Source organism: Bernardetia sp. ABR2-2B (assembly GCF_037126435.1).
Lineage (GTDB): Bacteria > Bacteroidota > Bacteroidia > Cytophagales > Bernardetiaceae > Bernardetia.
Genome location: NZ_CP147020.1, coordinates 3,906,696 through 3,925,897 on the forward strand (window position 1 = coordinate 3,906,696; position 19,202 = coordinate 3,925,897).

A 19,202-nucleotide genomic window follows, 5' to 3' on the forward strand; every position below is an offset into this window, starting at 1 on the left:
AAAATAGAATAAAATGGCAGAGAGAAATTTAGGTCAAATAATAGGGGTTTGGATAGAAGATTCTACACCTCCACATGAGGATGTTATTTGGATAAGAACAATTAATCAAGGCACAGGAGAGAAGTCAGTTTTTATTTTTAATGGTACAGAATGGATAAATATTTACAGAAAAGTATTTAAACAGTCATTAACTGTACCACCTAATAGTAATGTTCCTGTTGAATTTAGCCATCCTTATGGCGATGATTTGCCTATTTACACTCTATATAAAGGTGGGCAAGAGGTAGATAATAAGCCAACAATAAGTCAAGGTAGTGTATATTTTGGAAATATAGGGACAGGTTCTTATACACTTGTAGCTTACTTTATCTAAGTTTTAATTGAGGTTATATAAGGACATGATAGAATAAAAAAAATAGAATTTTGGATAACTTAATATGATAGAATAAAATGGCACAAAAACGACATATAGAGTATTTAAGTGATGATATAAGTTTTCAGTTTAATGAATTTTTGATTGGAATCATCCCCCCTGGATTATATCGTGGGTTTGAGTTTACTCCAAATTCTAATTTATTCTTGCAGTTGAGTCACCAGAACACAGGCTATTCTTTTCCTAAAAAAGATGGTTCTATTTCCTCTACTGTAGGTGTTGTTCGCTCAAAACAAGGTGTTTTAGTTATAGAAGATGCTCCTATTTCTTTACAGGTAAGCGCAAATACAACATCGAATCCAAGAATAGACCTAGTAGTTTGCGAACATAAATATGAAGAAATTGCAGGAGGTTTGGATGCAGAATATTTTCTTATTGAAGGAACGCCAAATACAAGTCCAGTAGCTCCAACACTTACAAATACAAACTTTCAAGTTGTAATTGGGGAGTTATACCTTCCTGCAAATACTTCAACTTTAGATACAACAGGTGTAGTTTATACTCGTTCATCTCTTCCAGAGCTTGGGAACAATAATCTGCAAGAGCAGCTCCTTGAGATACTAGATGATTTTATTGTATTACAAGGTAATTTTGACACTCTGCAAGGTAATTTCAATACGCTAAACCAAGAAATGATAGACTGGAGAGTCTATTACCAACCTCAAATGCGTTTTGATGGAGTGAATATACAATGGAAATGGGCAGGAGAAGCAGAGACAGAATGGAAGAACTTAATGCAAGGAATTGCAGTAAATGCTTCTGGCCCTGGAACAATGGAAGTTCGAATACTAGAGGCACAGTATTTACCAAATGCAGAAGTTTGGAATGTAAATACACCTGAACAAAGAGATCACAATGTTTTAGAATTTAATACACAAACTAGTCTACCTGTTGGGGCAACTTATTGGATAAATAATAGAGAATGGATAGCTCCTCAAACAAAAGACTATAATTTTCTTTTAGATACTTTAAAATTAGTATGTTTTAAAGATGTAGATTATACAGATATAGATGCAAATGCTGAATCTCTTCCTTTTAGAGTATATCCAAGCATTCCAAATGACGTATCTTCTTGGTTAAGGTATAATGCTAATCAACCTAACCCAAATGGATTTATAAGAATAGAGCTTGTGAAAAATAATGTAGTTGAATATACTCTTTTCCATAAATTTAATTTAGAAGATGGGACAGTCATTGGGGATGAGATTTTACTTCCTGTTATTGACCTTATTATATCGGCAGAAGCAGGAGATGCATTTACTTGGAGAATGAGCATACAACCTAATTTCAATAATATTGACGAGCAAATGCTACCAATAAACTCTGTACCTTCTCAACTAGGTTTTGAAATTATAAGACAAGCAAATACAGCTTTCTTACAAAAAGAGCACTTTCAAATTGAATCTGGACATTGGACGATATTTGGAGGGTAGGTACAGGATATAAAAAAATAGAAGATCTTTTTTGAAACTCTATTTTTTTGTTTGGGATAGATGCTACAAACTACAAAAACCACGGCTACAAGCCGAATACATAGCTGTCACTTATAAAGTGCAATTGACAGTCATTATTTTTCAGCAGTTGCGGTAGAGCTGGAGACAGTAATAACAAACTCAAACTAAACAACAGCACAGAACTGAAATAAATTTTAACAATTTTTCTAAATGTTAAACTTGGTTTTACTATAGTTTTCTACAATTATTATTTTATTCATCTTTTGTTAGCCAAGATGAAGTTGGGTTTGCACCCAATATTTTGTTTATGTTATCCTAAGCACCAATACTTTTTCTTTTGCTTGGTGCTAATTAAAGCATGGTGAACGGCTGTTACTGAAACTAAGAATAGTTTTATTCGCTTTGAACTCATAAAAAATGGAATGAATATAACATTTTACGAAAGTCATATTATATTTAGAATATGTATATCTTCGATATTTTCTCACAATCTTTTTATAGGAGGAATTTAGTGAGAGGGCATTAAGAATTATAGCTTGATAAAAACACGTATTCCTGTGTTTAAAAGTCGAATTTAGCCTCCCACTTTCTTTTGTAGATGGTGGTAATACGAATATTTCCGATGTGTCATTTTTATAGAACTGTCTTTTTAATGAGTCTATTTGTTTTCTTAAACTATCTATATCTTGCTTTACTTCTTTTATTAACTCAATACGATAATATATACTCTGACTTTCTAATCTATCATTTAAGTTAGAGACAAGACATCTTCTTTTTTTTGTTAATTTAGCTCCATTGTCTAATTTGATAAGAGTCTTTACCTCCTTCTTGCTTAACTTTAAAGTACGATATATATCTAAAATTGAAGTTTGTGCTTTTAATAAAGGAATATTATACACAAGTATAAAAAGAAACAGAGTTAGTATTTTTTTCATTAGTGTATCATTTTTAAATTTAGTAAACGTATATAAAGATAAGCACTGCTTATTTCATATATGACAGGAAATATATAAAAGCTACCACTATTAACCGTGATAACGTTTATTTATTATATAAAGAAATTGATGAGACTAATTATGACAGAATCTAATAAAAGATGTGCTGTATTTTGCATAAATATCATTCTTTTAAAAAACTAGGTACGTATACTATATAGTATTGACAAATCCTCCTTCTTATATCATCAAACTCATACGTTTCATTTGTAAATGGATACTTTTCTCCTTCGCCTAATGATCTGACTTCTAAAATTTCACAATTTTTGTCAGATAAAATTGATTCTATGTAATTAGATATTTCTTGTGCTCTTTTTCTTGAAAGAACTTCATTCAAAAACTTTCTATTCTGAATTGATGTAAGTGTAGAGAGATTTATTGAAGTACTACGATTTGGTAAGCTACCTTTTAAGTTGTGATTTAAGATAAAATTCCTACCATCATTGATTTTGAAAGGTTGTTCATCAGCATATCCAGTTGCTGATATAAGTATTGTCAATTGCTGATTGCCATATTCATTTTCCATAAATGTAAATCTTTCTATAACATAGTCATACAACATCTTCTTTGCTTCATCTTTGAGCTTGTACTTCCCTGGGGCGAATAGAGTAGAATCATAATCAATTTTTCCATTTCCTATACGTTCTTTTTCTGACCTTAGAATGTTTAAATATTTTTGAATATCACTAAAATTATCAACAAAACTTTCTAATTCTTTATTTGCATTAGATTTTTTATTTTTTATTTCATCAAATGTCAAAGGTAGATAGGTCATCTGTAGTGTATCTAAACTTTTTTCTATATTGTTTATCATCTCTAAAAACACAATGGAAGGAGAGCTTGGGTTTTGTTCTATAGTTTTCTGTACACTAGCTTTTACAGAACCTATATCTTCCCTCATTAATGATATTTCCTGTTTTGCTTTTTTTATGAATTCAATATGCATAGATACTCCGAAATTTTCTAGTCTAGCATCTAAACTATCAATAACTTTTTTTCTTCTGTTTGTTCTTTTTTTTCTATCCTCTAATTGCCTTAACACTCTTTCTTCTTGTTTACTCAGTGTAAGGTCTTTGTATTTTTCAAAAAGTGAATTTTGTGCGTTTGCTATGGACGCACTAAAACAAAACAATAATACAAATACAATGTATTTCATAATTTTAGTTGGTTTATTAACTTTTTAATTGATTCTAATATTTTAATAATAGATAAAAATTCAGATATTTTTTCTTTATCGCTTATTTGTTTCTGTTTATCTATGCTTCGCCTATTTTGATACAAAGAAATCATCTGATTCCAAACATTTAATCTTCCATTTATTGAGTTAATAGATTGTTCTTTAAGAGATTTCCATTCGAAATCCTTAAACTCCTTTTTTTTTATAAATGATAATGCATCATGCATTTGAATTTCAAGGATATCATCCACCATTAAATAATAATTTACTAAAAGCCATGCTTTTTTTATATCTAATGTTTTTCGTAAAGTGTGAATATTATATTTTTTATATATATTTTGTACATAAGAAGGGGATGCATTATAGATAGAATCTATTTTAATTATACTTTCTTCTATTTTATCTATTGCTCGCTTTAATTTTGAAGTATCTAGCGAATGGTTATTTATAGTGGTAATGGCATCTTGAACAGCAAATTTATAGATAAGGACTTGTGTCTGAAATTTTTTATCTAATATTGGTATGGCTTCTGTTGTAATTACTTCCTCGAGCGGAATTTGCTTATTTGTATTGGATATTACACCTGTTTTTTTTTCTGATACACTATTATTTTTTACTGTTATTCTATCAGACAAAATACGACTTGCAAAGACATTAAAACTCCCTTCTTCTACTAACTTCTTACCAAGGTCTCTGAAGAAGTTTTTTCTCATAGTTGGATTTTCATAGTCGCTTAGAGGAATATTCTCAGAGAATGTAGATACCTTGCTTCCACCAGTATCATCTGCATTAATAATAACAGTAATTAGACCATCTTTTACTAAAGATATATTTCCTGTAATTTCTATATCAATATTTAGTTGGTTCAAATAAATATCTTGTTGATTATCACTTTTTACTTGCAGTGATGTGTTGGTCTTAGTGCTACTTATTAAACCAGATTGGAATGCGCTTGATATAGCTCTACGAATGTCATCTGAAGGGTTATTCTTATTTTCAAATGGCTTAGTAAAAATAATTACTTTAGAGTCATCCTTGGATACTTGAGCTTGTATTGAAGATACAAGTGAATTTAGAAGAAGTAAAGTAAAAAAAAGCAATAGAATTTTTATTTTCATAAATAAGTTTTTGTAAAAAAAATAGTTTTATTTTTTTAATCTATAAAAATTAGTATACCCCACTCAGATTCTTATTAAAGAGAAAAAATATTAATTGTTTCCCCTTATTCTATCAGTTAAAATATGAATAGCTAAAATATCTAATTCACCTTCCTCATTTATTTTTTTTCCAAGAGCTATGAAGAAGTTTTTTCTCATAGTTGGGTTTTTATAATCAGTTAAAGGAATAGTTTCAGAAAATGTACTTATAATACTTCCATCAATAGCCTCTACATTAATAACAACGGTAATCAAACCGTCTTCTACCAAAGATACGTTTCCTATAATTATTATATCAGCATCAATCTTATTCAATGCAACAGGAGCAGATTTAATATCTGTTTTTATCTTTATTGCTGTGTTATTTTTAGTGTTACTTATTAAACCAGCTCTGAACGCACTTGATATAGCTGCATAAATATCACTTGATGGATTATTTTTATTCTTAAATGGCTTAATAAAAATAATTACTTTAGAGTTCTCATCAGAAATTTGAGCCTGTAATGAGAATGCATAAAAAAATAATATAAGTAAAATAGAAAAATATAGTTTGATTTTCATATTAGTTGAATGGATTAAATTTCAAAGTATCTTCATTTGTATTTGGGATAGTAAATACTTCTTCCTCTTTACTAGCTGCTATCAATTTTACATTAATTGTATCTTCGAACTCATCATTAAGAGGTATTAAAATATGACCAACATACTCTTTGCTCATACTACGCTTTTGGTTATTTACCTCTATGTACTCTGTATTTCCCCACCAATATGGTGTAGCTTTCAATAAAATAGCTTTAGTATTTTTATCTTGACTATTATTACTCTGATTGTAATTTTGTTGTCTAGTCAATGAATCCTCCTTAGTTTTTAACTCTGTCTGAGACACTTTTTTATCTTTCAACTTTTCATTCCTTACCTCCTTTCTAAACTTATCGAATCTGGTCATAAACTCTCTAGTTATACGGTTTTTTTCTTTAGGTATACCAGTCTCACAAGCAGTCTTATACAAAGGACAGAAAAACAATCTCATGAAAGCGTACTCTCGCACTATACTTTTGTAGCTCTCGTCAAATGTAGAAATGGAAGAAACACTATCAAATTTCATTAAATTAGCTTTGATATCTCCTTCAATACCTAGCTGTAAATCAGCTACTTTCCTGCTTATTTCAGCTTCAACAGAAGGCTCTAACGAAAACTCTCCATTAATTCTTTCTGATGAATGAATCCATGTACTATCTGTATCAGATAGTTTTTCATAAGGACAGGTATCACATTCGCTCTTACAAGAAGTGATGAAAAATAACAATCCAATTACAACAAATGATAATCTCATATTGACTCTATTTAAGCTAAGTAGCGTTTAGTCATAATTCAAAAATAAACCTTTCTTTAAGATTTAGTTTACAGATTTGAGTAAAGAAGATTGATACCTCTCCTTAAAATTTTTCAAAGAATTGTACTCTTTGAGAGAAACCATTATGACAGATTTATCGTCTGAATCTATACCACTTCTAGGTATTAGAATTATTCCTTCTGATTCTGACACTTGATTGAGATAATCTTTAAGGTTTTTTCTTAAAACTGATGATTTTACAACTTTCATAACTATAAAATTTAGTTGTACAATAAATTGCACCTTTTAATGTACAATTTTTTAGATAAAAAAACAAGTGAAAGCACTGAAATTTATAAAAAAGTTGTGACTTTAGTTTCTTTATAGAAGTGTATAAGTAATTAAAATGGTAGCTCTTCATCTGTATAGTGTGGTTCAGAACAGGGACTTTGAAGTTTTTTTTAGGCAACACGCCTCTCTATTTAAAATAATGAAGACGGAAAATTAAACTTCCTAGTAACACAAGAGATATCCATTTACACAATAGGTAGCCTATTTCCCCAAATCTTTTTAAGAAAGTTCTTCTGTCAAAAAGTAGAAAGAACCATCAAGCACATTCTGTGTGCTAGTCTATATTTGGGAGTTGAATGTTCAATATGTTACTCTATGTTTGGTTTTATTTCTTCATTGAAAGAATTAGAGTATTTGTATATCATTTTGACAGGATTAGAAAACTCAAACTTTTTAAAAAAATGTTTACCTAAAATTACCCAAAATTCATCATACATACCAGTTCCCATACTTTACATCTGTTTAATTACAAAAGTAACAGTCTTTCTTTACTATATTGAATATCTCGCTCTAACTTTTTACCCTACTTTTTTAAAAGCATTTGTTTTTTTTCGTAAAAGTCTGTTTTGATAAAATAAGGAATATCACGATTGGCATAGTAGGCAGTTTAGTATTTGGTAAATTATAGACATAATTATTTAATTTAATAAATAGACATTTCCATTTGTTCATGTCCGTTTATAGAAAGTATTATTCTATAATCCTCAATTTCTAGGTTTCTAATTTTTGCTGTTTGTATAGCTATTAGAGCAGCTTCTTCTTTATCTTTATAGACCAATCTTGGGTAGAAGCGATTAAAGCCATCTTGTCTTAACTTGCGACCTTCTATCCAAATCTCTACGACATAAACAGTTGAAGGCATTTCATTCCTCAAATACTTGAAATAATTGTCATTACCTTTTTGATATACATCGAAGCAGTTAGTTCTTTTTTCAAAAGGATTATTCCAATGCCATTTACGTTTCTCTGCTTTATCACTAAATATAAAATCAGTAATTTTTGATAGTAGTTTCATATTATCTCTCTTTAAGAACTTTCTTAATTCCCAACTGATTATTAGTAACTACTAAATAGGTTTTGCCTACTTCTAAACAATTATAATCTCTCTCTGGATTCTCCGTAACAAGATGCCATTCGCCACTTCCACCATTAAAAAGATAACCACAAACGGCTTGACCATTCGGATACCATTTATTGATATTTTTCTCAACAACAGTTACTTCTTGAATATGCGTTTCCGTAGAATCATAGACTAGATAACCAAATGCTATTATGCAGAGCAAAAGCATAAGAGTTAATGATTTATGTTCTGAGCTGATTTTCATAATTTTATTTATTTGATAGTTTGGTAATTGAATAAAAACAGAATAATAAAGACTGCAAAAAACTTCACAGCCTTTAATCAATGAAGTAAATCGATCTTATCTAACTACTAACCTTGCTCAGACCTTGCTTTAGCTTTGTTTATCCTTGCTTCTAGCTCTTTTTGCCTAGCTTCTGCAAAGCGTTTTTTATCCTCATCTTTTAGTTGAGGAATAGCACGGTTGAGTGTTGTGTACTCGTCATATTCTTGAATAGCAAGTACATAAGCATCTGTTTTTTCTTTTTTGATGATGTTATCAAAGCCTTCTTGTTCAGATTTATACTTAACTACTAGTTTCTCAGCAGAACTTAACCTTCCACTTACAGCATCATAGCTATCTCGGAGCTTACTGAAATTCTCATTGAGGTTGCTATTTTCTACTTTGAGATAGCTATTTGCTTGCTCCCATTCTGTCAAGACTTGCTTGTTTTTTATATGAGCTTCCTTATAATTTTCTAACTCTTCCTTTAGTACATTATAGCTTACCGTAACAGCCGTTAGAGTTTTGGCTAAAATATCTGACTTTTTGATTCTGCCGTCGTTTTCTTTGATGATAATTTGACCAAATACAAATACCATATAGAGCAAGGCTACGATAGGAAAAGTGAATTGAAGTGAACTCTCAGCAATGCTTGACCAAAGAAAGGAAGCTACAAACAAGATAGCCAAGACTTTGAGGAAGTTATAAGCTGTCTTTGTACTTGATGATGATTTGAAATATTCCTTTAATAAGTCTGCTGTTCTTGAAGGTGTATTTTCTTGAAGTGCTGGACTTGGATTGGTGTTTTGATTTTCCATTTTTTGTAGTTTTTAGGTTAGTTTATAATAGTTAGTTTATTTTAAGCAGGTTGTCTTTTGATACCCAAGGATTTAAGTAATGCAGCCGTTTCTTTCTCAGCAGCTTCCTCATCGCTAATATATGATTTAGTAGCTTTGCTTATATCGTGCTGTATCCTGGCTTCTTGGTGCTTCTTGAAGGTTTCATTAAGAGAAATCATATATGGGTCTTTCTCATAATCAAGAGCAATTTTTTCTGAAACTTTTTTACATAAATAATCAGGCATCACAGCGAGTACTAAAACACCAAGTGTCATAAAGAGGAAGGTTAATTGGCTTTTACCGAAATGCCAGTCAATAGTCCAGCCTGTTACTTTCCCATTAGTTAATATATCATTGACAGTCCAAAACGAAGGAGGGTTATTGAGTAGCATTAGAGCATAGGTAGAAATACTCAAAATTATACTAAGCCTATACATATTTTTAGCTAGTTCTTTATCATTATTAATGATTGCCATATAGTTTCCAGAAGCCATAACAATAGCAAATACACCTCCTATGATATAAGGTAGCCAAGTAGCCATTTCTTGGTCAAAACTGGCTATTCTTTCTGTAAAAACCATTTTAAAAAAGAACAAGTAACCTACAGCATTCGCTACTACCATTCCAATAGCATACATCGTTCTGCCAGCAGTAGTTCTTAAGTAGAAATTGAAGTTATCAATTTTATATTTTGAGTTAGCTATATTTTCCATCTGCTTATAAGTGAGAGGTTTAGAATCTAAATGAGTATAAGCAAATATAAATTAATTATTGTAAATTTGAAAATAAATACGTATTTTTATTGAAATATTTTTAACAAAAACGAATTTTATTGAAATTATCGTAATATTTAATAAATAGTACGATATATTTATTATTTAATAAATAATTCTATGAGTACGAATAAAGAAATTAGAGTACCTGTATCTGTTACTTTACCAACAGACATTTCAGATTGTCTCAACACAATGCACGGTGTTGAGATACTTCAAAAAAGTAAAAAGTCAAAATCTGAAATAGTAGAAGAAGTTATACGGAAAGGACTTAAATCAATGGGGATTGACGACCCAAATAATTATGGTAACGATATTAATTTAGGGAGCTATGGTAGCACTACTTAGAATAGGAAGTAATCCATCTCTTATAGATGGGGATGTTTACCAAGAAGTAGTAAACGGAACATTCCACGAAGAGCTACTACCTTTTTGTAGATGCCATAGAAAGTTTAGCTTCTCTATTTTGAGAATGGAAGGTATAACAAAACCCATAAATAGAAATAATGGAATTTTTGAAAGGTCAGCAGGTGGAAATTATATGTTATTCCACAAGCCAACGCAATCCATTTATTTCGGAGAAACAAATAATTTGGCTGCTCGTGCGCTTGAACACATGACTGCAATTCATTGCAAATCTCACGTGAATCGTGCCATTCGTAGGCGTTCAAGAAATGGATATATTTCGGACTGGATATTTTCGGTTTTGTGCTATGAGCAGTCGGAATTTAATCGTAAAAAGTTTGAACGAGCTTTTATAAATCGGAAGTGGGAGTGGGAAGTTTTGAATGTAAAATAAAAATCTAAAGTACATGGAAACAATGGATCAACAAGAATATATCGAGCAACTAGAAGCTATGGTTTACTTTATAGCTTCTGCATACGAAGCTGGCAAATATCAATATCACGATAAGCACCTTGAGACTTGTAGTGTTGATAATCCAAATCGTAGGGAAATTACAGATCAAGAGTGGAATGAAATAGGTCGTTTCCCTCAAATACAGGGAGCTAATGGACTTTGGTTGGCAAGATTCGTGAAAAACACAGAGTTTAAGAAAAAACCTATCCATGCTAAATATATGTTTGATAGAATTAAGAAGAGTTTGGAGGCTAAAACTATAAATGATCCTTTAAAAGAAGAAGAATGAAACAACAAGAATACCAAGGCTTAAAAATTGGAAGAACTTGTGTCGATTTTTACATTGATGAGTTTATAGAAAGATTTGAGCAAGAGCGATTACTAAAAGAAGCCGAAAGAGAGCAGGAGGAAGCAAATCATAAAAAATATATAGCTGCCATTCAAAAGCTAAATGTAAAAAGTATTTCTCACTTTGGTTATCCTAGTCAGACTTATTCTTATTGTATGAGTAGAGTAAAACTTGAGCCAATAATTACCTACGAAATTTGTAATAAATGCAAAGGTAGTGGCAAGGGTAAGTGGTGGCAAAAGTGTAAAAAATGTAAAGGTTTGGTTTTTATAAAGCAAGGCTCTGTTCAAGAAGAAAGCAAGGTTTTACTTCCAATAAGAAAATTAGAAAAATTTGTATAAATCATTATTATGAAATCAAAATATCAGATACTTGTTGAGGCAGCAACTGAATTAATTTCAAAAGATTTAATTCTTCGTTCACTAAATAATCAACTACTAAGATTAACTGAAACAAGTGTAAGAGGTACATCTAGTGATGGTAATTTAATTTATAAGAATGAATCACAGATACAAGATTTACAATTAGAAATTGAATCAAGAATGAAGCTAATAATTGATTCTCAATTCACAAAATAACTAACCATGCTAAAAAACATATTCACATTTATCATTGCAGTAGCTACCCTAGCTATAGCTTTTTTTATAGCTCTATGTCTTCTGTTTTTTGTAATCAAAAAAGATGTAGATGATTCTTACAAGCTAACAGATTACGAGCTTAAAGTTGGCGAAGTTTGGAAAGAAATTAAACCAAGAGAAGCATCAACTTTGAAGGCTGATGATACAGTTACTATTATTTATGTTGGCAAAAATGATGTTGATCAAGATATTGTTGATGTAAAATATCATACTGGAAGCGAAATGTCTATGTACGGAATTGAATTGGTGCAACGATTTGAGAAGGTTGAATAACAAATATCAATTATAACAATAAAAAAATGATTACAGAAACACATTATTCATTCGACAATTTAGAATCAGGTGAGTGTAAGAGCTGCTCAGAGCAGTCAGAAGAAATTTTAATTAATGATGGAAGGTGTATTAATTGTATTGAAGAGCAGAAATTCTTTGAACAAACTATGAAAGGTCTTCCGTGTAATAACTGTCAAGGGGGAGGTTGCCCTGTTTGTTGTGGTTCTGGTATGCTATCCTATTAAATACAATTTACCAAATTATATAACCCTAAGATTATGCTAATCGAAACAATCAAAAGAGAAAGGCTTGAGCAAATGCGAAAAGTTGAAGACAAAGAGTTGAACGATTTATTCCAAGAAATAAACAAGAAATTCCACAATAGATACTTTTTACACGAGTATAAAATAGAGAAATACAACTTCTTTGGTAAAAGAAAAAATACAGAAACTAATTATTTCCTTTATTCTCTAACACATCCAATGAAAGGAGTTAATGATATGCAAATTATGAACCTTTGCAATTCCAATCCTACATGTCTTACAAAAAAGGAAGTGAGTGCTTTTTTCTATGGTTTGTTGAATGGATTCAAAAAAAACTAATGTCATGAATAAAACTTTACAACTCAATCTAACAAAAAAATGGTTTGATATGATTCTTTCTGGTCAAAAATCAGAAGAATACAGAAGCATTACAGACTATTGGGTTAGAAGGCTTTGTCAAAAGGTCAAAAACGGACAGTACACTATTAAACACTTTGATAGTATTATTTTTTCAAATGGCTATTCTAAAACCAGACCCAAATTTGAAATAGAACTAAAATCCATTGAGATTGCTCAAGGAAAAGAAGAGTGGGGTGCAGAAAAAGATAAGAACTATTTTGTGTTGAAATTGGGTAAAATATTAGATAAGCAGAATTGTAATAACTTAGATTATCTTGATAGTAAAATTAATTTAGCAAAAGATACTTGGAAAGACATTGATGCAGAGGAGTATATAAATGAAGTTAGGGGGATATAAAATATGTTTCTACTTCTTATTTATGACCTTTTTCTCACAATCGCACCCATACAAATCATAAGATTATTCATTATAAGTTGTTCCACAATGACATCTTACAATTGGTAATCTATCTCCTGTGGTTGGGTCAATGATATTTCGATTGACGGTTTTTGTTTTTTTGAATTTCTTGTCTTTTTTAGTAGGGGGTAAAGGAGGATTTTTCATTTTTGGCACTCCATACATTGATTCCTTCATTGCATTTGAAAGTCTTTCTGCTCCTTCTTCGATTTCCTTTTTACGTTCTTCATTAATAGATTTGTGATAACTTAATTCATCATCCTTGCTTTTTATTTTGTATTGCAACTCTTTATTTTCTCTATCAGCTTTTTGCATTTCATTGTAATACCAACAAGCAAATGAGGATGCCACAAAAAGTATTAAAATCAGTAATTGAATCGTTTCAAATTCCATAATTTTATTGGGTTAATCGTAACTTTTCATCTTCTTTATACGCTTGAAATAATGTTTTTTGCTCCATATCAATCATATTGGCAAAGAACTCTTTCTGCATTTCTAACATGCGCTGCTCTTTTTCTCCCTCAACGGCAATGAAAGCTAATTTGACTTCTAAATATAGCTTTAAATTTCTCCACGCTGTACGTTCAGCTTGTTCTATATTCTTGTGAGATTTCGTTACTTTTTTATTAACAACCATAGCACGTAACGTAGCATCAACATTTGCCTCTAACAGAAAACGAACTTCTTTATCTTTTATATCTAACGAAAAAATAATTCCTACTGGCTTCTTTTCGTAATTTTGAATGGTTATATTTTTAGCATCATTCTCTGTCAAGAGTTCGATTATCTCTCCAGAGGTTTTACTGACTGCTATTTTTGTGGTATAGTTTTTCATTGGTCTGTTTTATTGTTCTTTAGATAAATTCAACTTCGATACCCTCAAAAACAGAAGGTCTATTATTCATATCTCCTCCAGTAGCGTACTGGCTGAACTGATTAATAAAATCGTCAAAGGCATCTGGATTGTCTAAGTATTCTATACCTCTTTTGGAATCCAATACCATTCTCCTTCGTGGTCTTGAATCTTACAAATTTGCTTTTTGTTGGAGTGCTTCTTAATAGCCTCATCTATAATTTCTTGTATTTCTTGAGGAGTGATTTTTATAGCTTCAGCAAATTCCTTATCGTTTCTTTTCCGATGTTGAACCATAAAGCTTATTGCAGAACGAAATCCATTATTGAATATATGAAAGATAAAGTCTTTCTTTGTAAAACCGTCTTTTCGGCTTTTAGGTCTAATAATTTCAAAATCCATCCATTTTTCAATTACTTCATTTCTTACCTCTTCTTCATAAGGTAAAAATGATTGTGGAGCAGGTTCTATTTTAGACCTCTCTGTTTTATAATCCTCAATCAAAGCCTCTCCCCAGTCAATATGTAACTGGTCATTTTCGTCAATGGCTTTATCTCCAAGATTAAAGAATTTTTTGTAGTGTTGGATAATGTTCATGTCTTTAGATATTTATAGTTTTTCAATAAGATTAGGGTCAGTTACCAACATTAAATCAGTCATATAATCATCGTCTTCTCCTTCGTAATCTGAAAGAAAATCTGATTCATACTCTTTCAAATCTTGCACATCACATCTTTGTGCAATTGGACAACTAAAAGAATGGCATCTGCCTTGCCAGTAGCAACCAAACATCTGAACAAAATTGGGTTGGTAAATCGTAGAATACTTTAGCTTATTATAGTATTCTTTACCTTCTTTAGTACCTAATGCTAACTCTATTTGTGCCACGCTTCCGTACTTTTTTCTCATAGCAATTTTCAAAATCTTTTCTTTAAGATAACTTTCCCTCAGATGCTCTCCATTTTTAGAAACTTTTACAAGCTCCCATTCTTCACAATCTTTATGTTCGCAGCCATAGCCATTATTAACAGGCGTTTTGCCATTGAAGAAATCACACACATCTGCGAGGTCATTAATATCAACGATTTTGTGTTCTTGAGTTTTCATAGTTTTTATATTTTGATTTATAAGTTAGTTTTGATTCAAGCTCTTCATATTTTGGACAGGCCCTATCCTTTGCTTTTATTTTGAATAGCCCATTTTCAGTTCTATTGCTTGGAGTTATACCACAATATTGGATGATAGATAATCCCATTTGATGTCGCTCTCTGAATTTACAGGAGCGACAGGTTTTGTCGTAATGCTTATGCTTGAAAGGTGTGTCGTCAAAGAGTTTCATATTATTGGTAATTTATGTTCTAAAAGCTGTTTTTTTAGATTTTCGGCTTCCTCTAACACTTTTTCTTCTGTCCATTTATCTGGAGTATCTCCTAAGTGCATCGTATCAAAACCGACAATCCAACCGTCTTCATACTCTTCAAATACTTGTTTTACATTATATGGACTTTCTATGTACATGTATTCAAACAAATCTTGTGATAAAGACATATTTATACCTCCGTGTACGTTTAAATTCGGTATTATCTCTTGTATTTCGTCACAGTTATATCCATGTAAAAAGTGAGACTTCTCTATTATTACATAGCCATTAGCACTACCACATTTTATTGGAGGAGAAAATTCGCTTGGGTTATTCTTTATTATAAATGCTTTCATTTAGTTTTCGGTGTTTGTAAATAGCTAATAGCTAAAATAAATAATATGCACTCCAGTTTTGAAGTTTTCTAAAAACTCTTTCAAATAAATATACTCACTTTTTAGAAAAGGAACTAAAGACAATGCTGTTTCACGAGTATATATAAAAGGAATATCAAGTCTAAATTTTGTAGTTAAAAACCAATAACTCAAATCAAACTCTACTTCTTTAATCCAAAAAAGAAAAAACTCTTTTTGATATTCCACTAAATCTTCAAATTTAACTTTTTTATCTAAGTAAGGAACTCTAAACAATCCTTTCTTAGTGCAGATAACCTCATCTGCTTTACAAAAATCATATCCACTATGATTAATTTGATTTGATTTTTTTGCCGTTGCATTTATATCTGTAACAGTTCTAAACGTTTTGCGTGAATTAGAAACATTCATGCAAATTTCCATTTCTTCATATTCTAAAGTGGTAAAATTATTATCAAAGCTATGAAGAGATTTGTTAGTGTTAGGCTTTGCTATTTTACCGAAATATATATCTAGTCCCATTATTTATTTACGATTAGTTTAATATGCTCCTTTAAAATTTTATTAATCACTTCTGGCTTTTTTTGAAAATTACGAGGACTTTTGAGAGCCTTTACCATCTTACCGATAAGCAGAACATAGTCTTCATCTCCCTTACAAGATTTTAGTAAAGTCTTGTACTCAAGTAATTGCTTTTCTCGCTCCTTTGTATGCTTAAAAGGTGTATTGTTCATACAAGTAGAACACATAAAAAGCTGCTGGTCTTCCCAATCGCTTTTCATTCCTTCAAAAGACATTTGTCCTTGTGAGACTTGCGCCCAATTTTTCGGAGGATTTTCTCCCCAACCCCAACAAAAGCCATTTGCTTTTACTTTTTGCTCTAGTTCTCTCATCTGGTTTACAAATTCTGGACTGATAAGGTTGATTTCGTCCAGTTCTTCTTTATTGCCAAATACACCACAATTACATTCTCCACTCCTGCCGATGGTTTGGGCTACAACACTACGCTCAATATTATTTTTTTGAAAGTAATTGTGAATATCAGACTTGCTCCAATCTTGAATTGGGTTTATCCAAATATCACTTCCACGAGCATCAATTTTCTTTACTGTACCCATTCTCCTTGTACTCTCATCGTATCTAGCTCCTGTAAGAAGAGCTATTTTATAATTTCTCTTGCGATTGCGTATTTTAGAAATACATCTACGCAAAGAATGATCTTTTAGCATTCGATACATTACTGTATGCTGCTTATGATTCCGTCCAGGAAAACCAAACTTCAAAACATAGTTTTGGTAGTCGTCTTTTTCGGTTGTTGTTCCGATGAGTAAAGGAATATCCATTTTCTCACATGTGTCCATCACAAACTGTTTAGTTTGAGGAATGCAAGTACCTGTATCACAAAAAATAGCATAATCTATTTTGGGTAAAAATTCCATACAGACCTTGCCACAAGCCAAGGAGTCATCTCCTCCAGAGAAGAGCCAAACATACTTTTGTATATCGTGATTCTCTGAGACTTCATTTAGGATTTGTTTTGTGGATTGGAGGTTCATTGACACCTATTTTTGCTTAATACCTAAAACCAGTAAACTGAATCATAGCCAGTTCGGACTTAGGAAATGATTTGTAATAATTTTTAAAATCTGTTGTGGTATTGAATCCACAGTTTTCAGCGAGCTCATCTGGACACAATCTAACTCGCCTTAGGTAGAAAAACTTTTTACTGAAAGTAACTTTCTGAATTTCTATATTGGAAGAAGCATCTAATCTCAAAACTTCTCTTTGTGTTTCGGTTCGATTCTGCTCCCATTCCACCACAGAGATATAAGCCTCTCCATCTTGAACTTTACGAACCACATCCAACCAATAAGCATAATCTTTCTTCAGAACTTGAATCATACGACCTGTTATGATTCGCTTTGCAAACTGTGTTTCTTGTCCAGCCTTTTTATGGTTTTTTGGAAAAGACTTAGGGATAAAAAGTTGAAAGCATTTTAAACCTAGTTGTTCCTCTACACTTCGCTGTTCTACCAAAGCCATGTACTTTTGCTGGATAAGAATTGTCAGACGGTCATTTTCAGTTTGACGACCTTCCAAATAACTAGCCGTTGGATTGTTCTCATACTCAACTGAATTGAAATCTCTTATAATTTCACTAAGGAGTTTTATTTTGACTTGGGTTAAGGATGTATTAGTGTTCATTTGATGATTATTTTTATATTTCTATATTCAGAATAGTTGATATTGTAAAGTTTCGATATGCGTTTTGCACTTACCAAATTTTCGCTTTGCTTTTTTGTACCTCACAATTTTCATTTGGCAATTTTTCTCATCAATCAGCTTTTGAATCTTGCAGTAAGAAGGATAATCTATAAAGTCTTTTATAACATGCAGATTCACATATTTTTCACAACATTTACATTCTACTGCCAAAGCAATTCCTTCTATTGTTGTGACTTTATGCTGCTTGATAAAATCAGACATTTTGTTTGTAAAATCTTGGTAAAAAGCTATAACCTTTTCACAATAGTCATACTTAGAGTTTCTGACCATCTTTCCTCCATACGTTTCAAGTCTAGTTTCCGAATTTCTTAATTGGTCAATTCTCATTCTCATATCATTGAGTCTTGAAATAAATATAAAAAGCAATGTTGGTTTGTTTAACTCCTTTTTATAAGTCTCTCCATAGTACATTTTAAGCAAATGGTTAGATATATTGTGATTTATTGATATAAGAGTAAGTCGAATAGACTCATCTACGATTCTTGGTAAGTTGATGAACTTAGACGTTTTTACAGACATGATTAGATTAATTTGGTGTTTTTGAATTTGATTTTTATTTATTTAAAACCCCTGCTTTTCTCACATATCCTGTCTTAGAAAACTCATCAATCCAGACTAGCTTTCTATCTTGCTTTCCTTTACCACAAGCTCTCCAAGCTAAATGACCTTTAACATTAAAAGCATTATTATTTATTACAGTTGTAAACCAACTATTATTCAAAATCTTTACATCAGTTTTAAATTCAACAAAATGATTGGTTTTTGAATTAGATTTTTTAGAGTTTTTAGAAACCTCATCAGTTTTTGTTTCTGCATTTTGATAAAAGAATATTAAAGCCATCACGCCTTTTGCTATATGAACATTGTTTTTGCGATTACTTGAACTTGAACTCATAGATAGTTTTACATCTAAGCTATCTCGGAAAATGATGTTTTCTTGCTGTGAGGTTAAAATACCTTCTACATATAATTTATGTTGAAATATAAGTTCATCTCCTTTTTTAAAACAATCAACAACTATTTCTAAATTAAGACCGTCATTTTTAGTCAAAAGAATGCCTCTAAAATCATTTACATTTTTATATATAGTTTCCAAACCATTTTTGCTATCAAAAACAGCTAAAGAATTTTCTAAAAACGACTTGGTAAAATAGAAGCAGTTATCTAAAAAAGAATCCCAACCTTTATCAGATTCCATAAATTTTATAATTGGGAAATTATTATATGTAAATTTCATTTTGTGTAGTAAAGTGAGTGTATAAAAATTAATTTTAA

The 19,202-nt window shown here is 31.0% G+C and carries 31 protein-coding genes; 10 read left to right on the plus strand and 21 right to left on the minus strand.

Annotated features, from left to right (window positions below):
- The first annotated feature begins 13 nt into the window (after positions 1-13).
- A complete protein-coding gene (locus WAF17_RS16460) occupies positions 14-373 on the plus strand; it encodes a hypothetical protein (RefSeq protein WP_338761884.1) in 360 nt (119 codons plus the stop codon).
- 77 nt (positions 374-450) lie between these two features.
- Positions 451-1,866, plus strand: a complete 1,416-nt coding sequence (locus tag WAF17_RS16465; protein ID WP_338761887.1) for a hypothetical protein — start codon at positions 451-453, stop codon at positions 1,864-1,866.
- 1,140 nt (positions 1,867-3,006) lie between these two features.
- On the opposite strand, the gene WAF17_RS16470 is transcribed toward WAF17_RS16465, so the two are convergent.
- The 9 genes from WAF17_RS16470 to WAF17_RS16510 all read right to left on the minus strand — a co-directional run bounded on the left by WAF17_RS16470 (position 3,007) and on the right by WAF17_RS16510 (position 9,795).
- Positions 3,007-4,038: a hypothetical protein gene (locus WAF17_RS16470; RefSeq protein ID WP_338761890.1), complete on the minus strand. Its 1,032-nt coding sequence runs from the start codon at positions 4,036-4,038 to the stop codon at positions 3,007-3,009.
- Complete coding sequence (locus WAF17_RS16475; RefSeq protein WP_338761892.1) at positions 4,035-5,177, minus strand: hypothetical protein; 1,143 nt, start codon at positions 5,175-5,177, stop codon at positions 4,035-4,037. The genes WAF17_RS16470 and WAF17_RS16475 overlap by 4 nt, the downstream gene beginning before the upstream one ends.
- A gap of 90 nt (positions 5,178-5,267) precedes the next feature.
- A complete protein-coding gene (locus WAF17_RS16480; RefSeq protein ID WP_338761894.1) occupies positions 5,268-5,777 on the minus strand; it encodes a hypothetical protein in 510 nt (169 codons plus the stop codon).
- A 1-nt stretch (position 5,778) separates the two neighbouring features.
- Complete coding sequence (locus WAF17_RS16485) at positions 5,779-6,549, minus strand: hypothetical protein (protein WP_338761896.1); 771 nt, start codon at positions 6,547-6,549, stop codon at positions 5,779-5,781.
- A gap of 63 nt (positions 6,550-6,612) precedes the next feature.
- Positions 6,613-6,819, minus strand: a complete 207-nt coding sequence (locus WAF17_RS16490; protein WP_338761898.1) for a hypothetical protein — start codon at positions 6,817-6,819, stop codon at positions 6,613-6,615.
- Between the two features lie 724 nt (positions 6,820-7,543).
- On the minus strand, positions 7,544-7,915 hold the full coding sequence (locus WAF17_RS16495) for a hypothetical protein (RefSeq protein WP_338761899.1): 372 nt from the start codon (positions 7,913-7,915) through the stop codon (positions 7,544-7,546).
- Between the two features lies 1 nt (position 7,916).
- Positions 7,917-8,225: a hypothetical protein gene (locus WAF17_RS16500; protein WP_338761901.1), complete on the minus strand. Its 309-nt coding sequence runs from the start codon at positions 8,223-8,225 to the stop codon at positions 7,917-7,919.
- A 107-nt stretch (positions 8,226-8,332) separates the two neighbouring features.
- Positions 8,333-9,061 carry a hypothetical protein gene (locus WAF17_RS16505; RefSeq protein WP_338761903.1) on the minus strand — a complete coding sequence of 243 codons (729 nt, stop codon included), beginning with the start codon at positions 9,059-9,061 and terminating at the stop codon, positions 8,333-8,335.
- A 41-nt stretch (positions 9,062-9,102) separates the two neighbouring features.
- Positions 9,103-9,795, minus strand: coding sequence for a hypothetical protein (locus tag WAF17_RS16510; RefSeq protein ID WP_338761905.1), 693 nt, complete (start codon positions 9,793-9,795; stop codon positions 9,103-9,105).
- A 180-nt stretch (positions 9,796-9,975) separates the two neighbouring features.
- Here WAF17_RS16510 and WAF17_RS16515 point away from each other — a divergent pair, with 180 nt between their 5' ends.
- From WAF17_RS16515 to WAF17_RS16550, 8 genes are all read left to right on the plus strand, one after another.
- Positions 9,976-10,203, plus strand: a complete 228-nt coding sequence (locus WAF17_RS16515) for a hypothetical protein (protein WP_338761907.1) — start codon at positions 9,976-9,978, stop codon at positions 10,201-10,203.
- A complete protein-coding gene (locus WAF17_RS16520) occupies positions 10,187-10,654 on the plus strand; it encodes a GIY-YIG nuclease family protein (protein WP_338761909.1) in 468 nt (155 codons plus the stop codon). The genes WAF17_RS16515 and WAF17_RS16520 overlap by 17 nt, the downstream gene beginning before the upstream one ends.
- Before the next feature lie 13 nt (positions 10,655-10,667).
- Positions 10,668-11,003: a hypothetical protein gene (locus WAF17_RS16525; protein ID WP_338761911.1), complete on the plus strand. Its 336-nt coding sequence runs from the start codon at positions 10,668-10,670 to the stop codon at positions 11,001-11,003.
- A complete protein-coding gene (locus WAF17_RS16530) occupies positions 11,000-11,404 on the plus strand; it encodes a hypothetical protein (protein ID WP_338761913.1) in 405 nt (134 codons plus the stop codon). Before WAF17_RS16525 ends, WAF17_RS16530 begins: the two co-directional genes overlap by 4 nt.
- 9 nt (positions 11,405-11,413) lie before the next feature.
- Positions 11,414-11,641 carry a hypothetical protein gene (locus tag WAF17_RS16535; RefSeq protein ID WP_338761916.1) on the plus strand — a complete coding sequence of 76 codons (228 nt, stop codon included), beginning with the start codon at positions 11,414-11,416 and terminating at the stop codon, positions 11,639-11,641.
- A 6-nt stretch (positions 11,642-11,647) separates the two neighbouring features.
- The gene (locus WAF17_RS16540) at positions 11,648-11,974 is read left to right on the plus strand and encodes a hypothetical protein (protein ID WP_338761918.1); all 327 of its coding nucleotides are present in this window, start codon (positions 11,648-11,650) and stop codon (positions 11,972-11,974) included.
- Between the two features lie 278 nt (positions 11,975-12,252).
- A complete protein-coding gene (locus WAF17_RS16545; RefSeq protein WP_338761920.1) occupies positions 12,253-12,576 on the plus strand; it encodes a hypothetical protein in 324 nt (107 codons plus the stop codon).
- 4 nt (positions 12,577-12,580) lie between these two features.
- Complete coding sequence (locus WAF17_RS16550) at positions 12,581-12,994, plus strand: hypothetical protein (protein ID WP_338761923.1); 414 nt, start codon at positions 12,581-12,583, stop codon at positions 12,992-12,994.
- Between the two features lie 63 nt (positions 12,995-13,057).
- On the opposite strand, the gene WAF17_RS16555 is transcribed toward WAF17_RS16550, so the two are convergent.
- From WAF17_RS16555 to WAF17_RS16610, 12 genes are read right to left on the minus strand one after another with little or no spacing between them, the layout of a single operon-like run.
- A complete protein-coding gene (locus WAF17_RS16555; protein ID WP_338761925.1) occupies positions 13,058-13,447 on the minus strand; it encodes a hypothetical protein in 390 nt (129 codons plus the stop codon).
- 4 nt (positions 13,448-13,451) lie between these two features.
- Positions 13,452-13,889, minus strand: coding sequence for a hypothetical protein (locus WAF17_RS16560; protein ID WP_338761927.1), 438 nt, complete (start codon positions 13,887-13,889; stop codon positions 13,452-13,454).
- Positions 13,890-13,908: 19 nt separating this feature from the next.
- Complete coding sequence (locus tag WAF17_RS16565) at positions 13,909-14,058, minus strand: hypothetical protein (protein ID WP_338761928.1); 150 nt, start codon at positions 14,056-14,058, stop codon at positions 13,909-13,911.
- On the minus strand, positions 14,031-14,504 hold the full coding sequence (locus tag WAF17_RS16570; RefSeq protein WP_338761930.1) for a hypothetical protein: 474 nt from the start codon (positions 14,502-14,504) through the stop codon (positions 14,031-14,033). Before WAF17_RS16570 ends, WAF17_RS16565 begins: the two co-directional genes overlap by 28 nt.
- Positions 14,505-14,516: 12 nt before the next feature.
- Positions 14,517-15,014: a hypothetical protein gene (locus WAF17_RS16575; RefSeq protein ID WP_338761932.1), complete on the minus strand. Its 498-nt coding sequence runs from the start codon at positions 15,012-15,014 to the stop codon at positions 14,517-14,519.
- A complete protein-coding gene (locus WAF17_RS16580) occupies positions 14,986-15,246 on the minus strand; it encodes a hypothetical protein (protein WP_338761934.1) in 261 nt (86 codons plus the stop codon). Before WAF17_RS16580 ends, WAF17_RS16575 begins: the two co-directional genes overlap by 29 nt.
- Positions 15,243-15,623 (minus strand): hypothetical protein, encoded by a 381-nt coding sequence (locus WAF17_RS16585; protein WP_338761936.1) that lies wholly within the window; start codon positions 15,621-15,623, stop codon positions 15,243-15,245. The genes WAF17_RS16580 and WAF17_RS16585 overlap by 4 nt, the downstream gene beginning before the upstream one ends.
- A gap of 24 nt (positions 15,624-15,647) precedes the next feature.
- Positions 15,648-16,163, minus strand: coding sequence for a hypothetical protein (locus WAF17_RS16590; RefSeq protein ID WP_338761939.1), 516 nt, complete (start codon positions 16,161-16,163; stop codon positions 15,648-15,650).
- On the minus strand, positions 16,163-17,197 hold the full coding sequence (locus tag WAF17_RS16595) for a phosphoadenosine phosphosulfate reductase family protein (protein WP_338761942.1): 1,035 nt from the start codon (positions 17,195-17,197) through the stop codon (positions 16,163-16,165). The genes WAF17_RS16590 and WAF17_RS16595 overlap by 1 nt, the downstream gene beginning before the upstream one ends.
- A 16-nt stretch (positions 17,198-17,213) precedes the next feature.
- Positions 17,214-17,846 carry a hypothetical protein gene (locus tag WAF17_RS16600; protein WP_338761945.1) on the minus strand — a complete coding sequence of 211 codons (633 nt, stop codon included), beginning with the start codon at positions 17,844-17,846 and terminating at the stop codon, positions 17,214-17,216.
- 27 nt (positions 17,847-17,873) lie between these two features.
- Positions 17,874-18,446 carry a hypothetical protein gene (locus tag WAF17_RS16605; RefSeq protein WP_338761947.1) on the minus strand — a complete coding sequence of 191 codons (573 nt, stop codon included), beginning with the start codon at positions 18,444-18,446 and terminating at the stop codon, positions 17,874-17,876.
- A 34-nt stretch (positions 18,447-18,480) separates the two neighbouring features.
- Positions 18,481-19,164 carry a hypothetical protein gene (locus WAF17_RS16610; protein ID WP_338761950.1) on the minus strand — a complete coding sequence of 228 codons (684 nt, stop codon included), beginning with the start codon at positions 19,162-19,164 and terminating at the stop codon, positions 18,481-18,483.
- Between the last annotated feature and the right edge of the window lie 38 nt (positions 19,165-19,202).

Bases quoted from the DNA above. Each gene is read 5' to 3' on its own strand.
- WAF17_RS16460 (WP_338761884.1), top strand. From the start codon at position 14: ATGGCAGAGAGAAATTTAGGTCAAATAATAGGGGTTTGGATAGAAGAT.
- WAF17_RS16465 (WP_338761887.1), top strand. From the start codon at position 451: ATGGCACAAAAACGACATATAGAGTATTTAAGTGATGATATAAGTTTT.
- WAF17_RS16470 (WP_338761890.1), bottom strand. From the start codon at position 4,038: ATGAAATACATTGTATTTGTATTATTGTTTTGTTTTAGTGCGTCCATA.
- WAF17_RS16475 (WP_338761892.1), bottom strand. From the start codon at position 5,177: ATGAAAATAAAAATTCTATTGCTTTTTTTTACTTTACTTCTTCTAAAT.
- WAF17_RS16480 (WP_338761894.1), bottom strand. From the start codon at position 5,777: ATGAAAATCAAACTATATTTTTCTATTTTACTTATATTATTTTTTTAT.
- WAF17_RS16485 (WP_338761896.1), bottom strand. From the start codon at position 6,549: ATGAGATTATCATTTGTTGTAATTGGATTGTTATTTTTCATCACTTCT.
- WAF17_RS16490 (WP_338761898.1), bottom strand. From the start codon at position 6,819: ATGAAAGTTGTAAAATCATCAGTTTTAAGAAAAAACCTTAAAGATTAT.
- WAF17_RS16495 (WP_338761899.1), bottom strand. From the start codon at position 7,915: ATGAAACTACTATCAAAAATTACTGATTTTATATTTAGTGATAAAGCA.
- WAF17_RS16500 (WP_338761901.1), bottom strand. From the start codon at position 8,225: ATGAAAATCAGCTCAGAACATAAATCATTAACTCTTATGCTTTTGCTC.
- WAF17_RS16505 (WP_338761903.1), bottom strand. From the start codon at position 9,061: ATGGAAAATCAAAACACCAATCCAAGTCCAGCACTTCAAGAAAATACA.
- WAF17_RS16510 (WP_338761905.1), bottom strand. From the start codon at position 9,795: ATGGAAAATATAGCTAACTCAAAATATAAAATTGATAACTTCAATTTC.
- WAF17_RS16515 (WP_338761907.1), top strand. From the start codon at position 9,976: ATGAGTACGAATAAAGAAATTAGAGTACCTGTATCTGTTACTTTACCA.
- WAF17_RS16520 (WP_338761909.1), top strand. From the start codon at position 10,187: ATGGTAGCACTACTTAGAATAGGAAGTAATCCATCTCTTATAGATGGG.
- WAF17_RS16525 (WP_338761911.1), top strand. From the start codon at position 10,668: ATGGAAACAATGGATCAACAAGAATATATCGAGCAACTAGAAGCTATG.
- WAF17_RS16530 (WP_338761913.1), top strand. From the start codon at position 11,000: ATGAAACAACAAGAATACCAAGGCTTAAAAATTGGAAGAACTTGTGTC.
- WAF17_RS16535 (WP_338761916.1), top strand. From the start codon at position 11,414: ATGAAATCAAAATATCAGATACTTGTTGAGGCAGCAACTGAATTAATT.
- WAF17_RS16540 (WP_338761918.1), top strand. From the start codon at position 11,648: ATGCTAAAAAACATATTCACATTTATCATTGCAGTAGCTACCCTAGCT.
- WAF17_RS16545 (WP_338761920.1), top strand. From the start codon at position 12,253: ATGCTAATCGAAACAATCAAAAGAGAAAGGCTTGAGCAAATGCGAAAA.
- WAF17_RS16550 (WP_338761923.1), top strand. From the start codon at position 12,581: ATGAATAAAACTTTACAACTCAATCTAACAAAAAAATGGTTTGATATG.
- WAF17_RS16555 (WP_338761925.1), bottom strand. From the start codon at position 13,447: ATGGAATTTGAAACGATTCAATTACTGATTTTAATACTTTTTGTGGCA.
- WAF17_RS16560 (WP_338761927.1), bottom strand. From the start codon at position 13,889: ATGAAAAACTATACCACAAAAATAGCAGTCAGTAAAACCTCTGGAGAG.
- WAF17_RS16565 (WP_338761928.1), bottom strand. From the start codon at position 14,058: ATGGTATTGGATTCCAAAAGAGGTATAGAATACTTAGACAATCCAGAT.
- WAF17_RS16570 (WP_338761930.1), bottom strand. From the start codon at position 14,504: ATGAACATTATCCAACACTACAAAAAATTCTTTAATCTTGGAGATAAA.
- WAF17_RS16575 (WP_338761932.1), bottom strand. From the start codon at position 15,014: ATGAAAACTCAAGAACACAAAATCGTTGATATTAATGACCTCGCAGAT.
- WAF17_RS16580 (WP_338761934.1), bottom strand. From the start codon at position 15,246: ATGAAACTCTTTGACGACACACCTTTCAAGCATAAGCATTACGACAAA.
- WAF17_RS16585 (WP_338761936.1), bottom strand. From the start codon at position 15,623: ATGAAAGCATTTATAATAAAGAATAACCCAAGCGAATTTTCTCCTCCA.
- WAF17_RS16590 (WP_338761939.1), bottom strand. From the start codon at position 16,163: ATGGGACTAGATATATATTTCGGTAAAATAGCAAAGCCTAACACTAAC.
- WAF17_RS16595 (WP_338761942.1), bottom strand. From the start codon at position 17,197: ATGAACCTCCAATCCACAAAACAAATCCTAAATGAAGTCTCAGAGAAT.
- WAF17_RS16600 (WP_338761945.1), bottom strand. From the start codon at position 17,846: ATGAACACTAATACATCCTTAACCCAAGTCAAAATAAAACTCCTTAGT.
- WAF17_RS16605 (WP_338761947.1), bottom strand. From the start codon at position 18,446: ATGTCTGTAAAAACGTCTAAGTTCATCAACTTACCAAGAATCGTAGAT.
- WAF17_RS16610 (WP_338761950.1), bottom strand. From the start codon at position 19,164: ATGAAATTTACATATAATAATTTCCCAATTATAAAATTTATGGAATCT.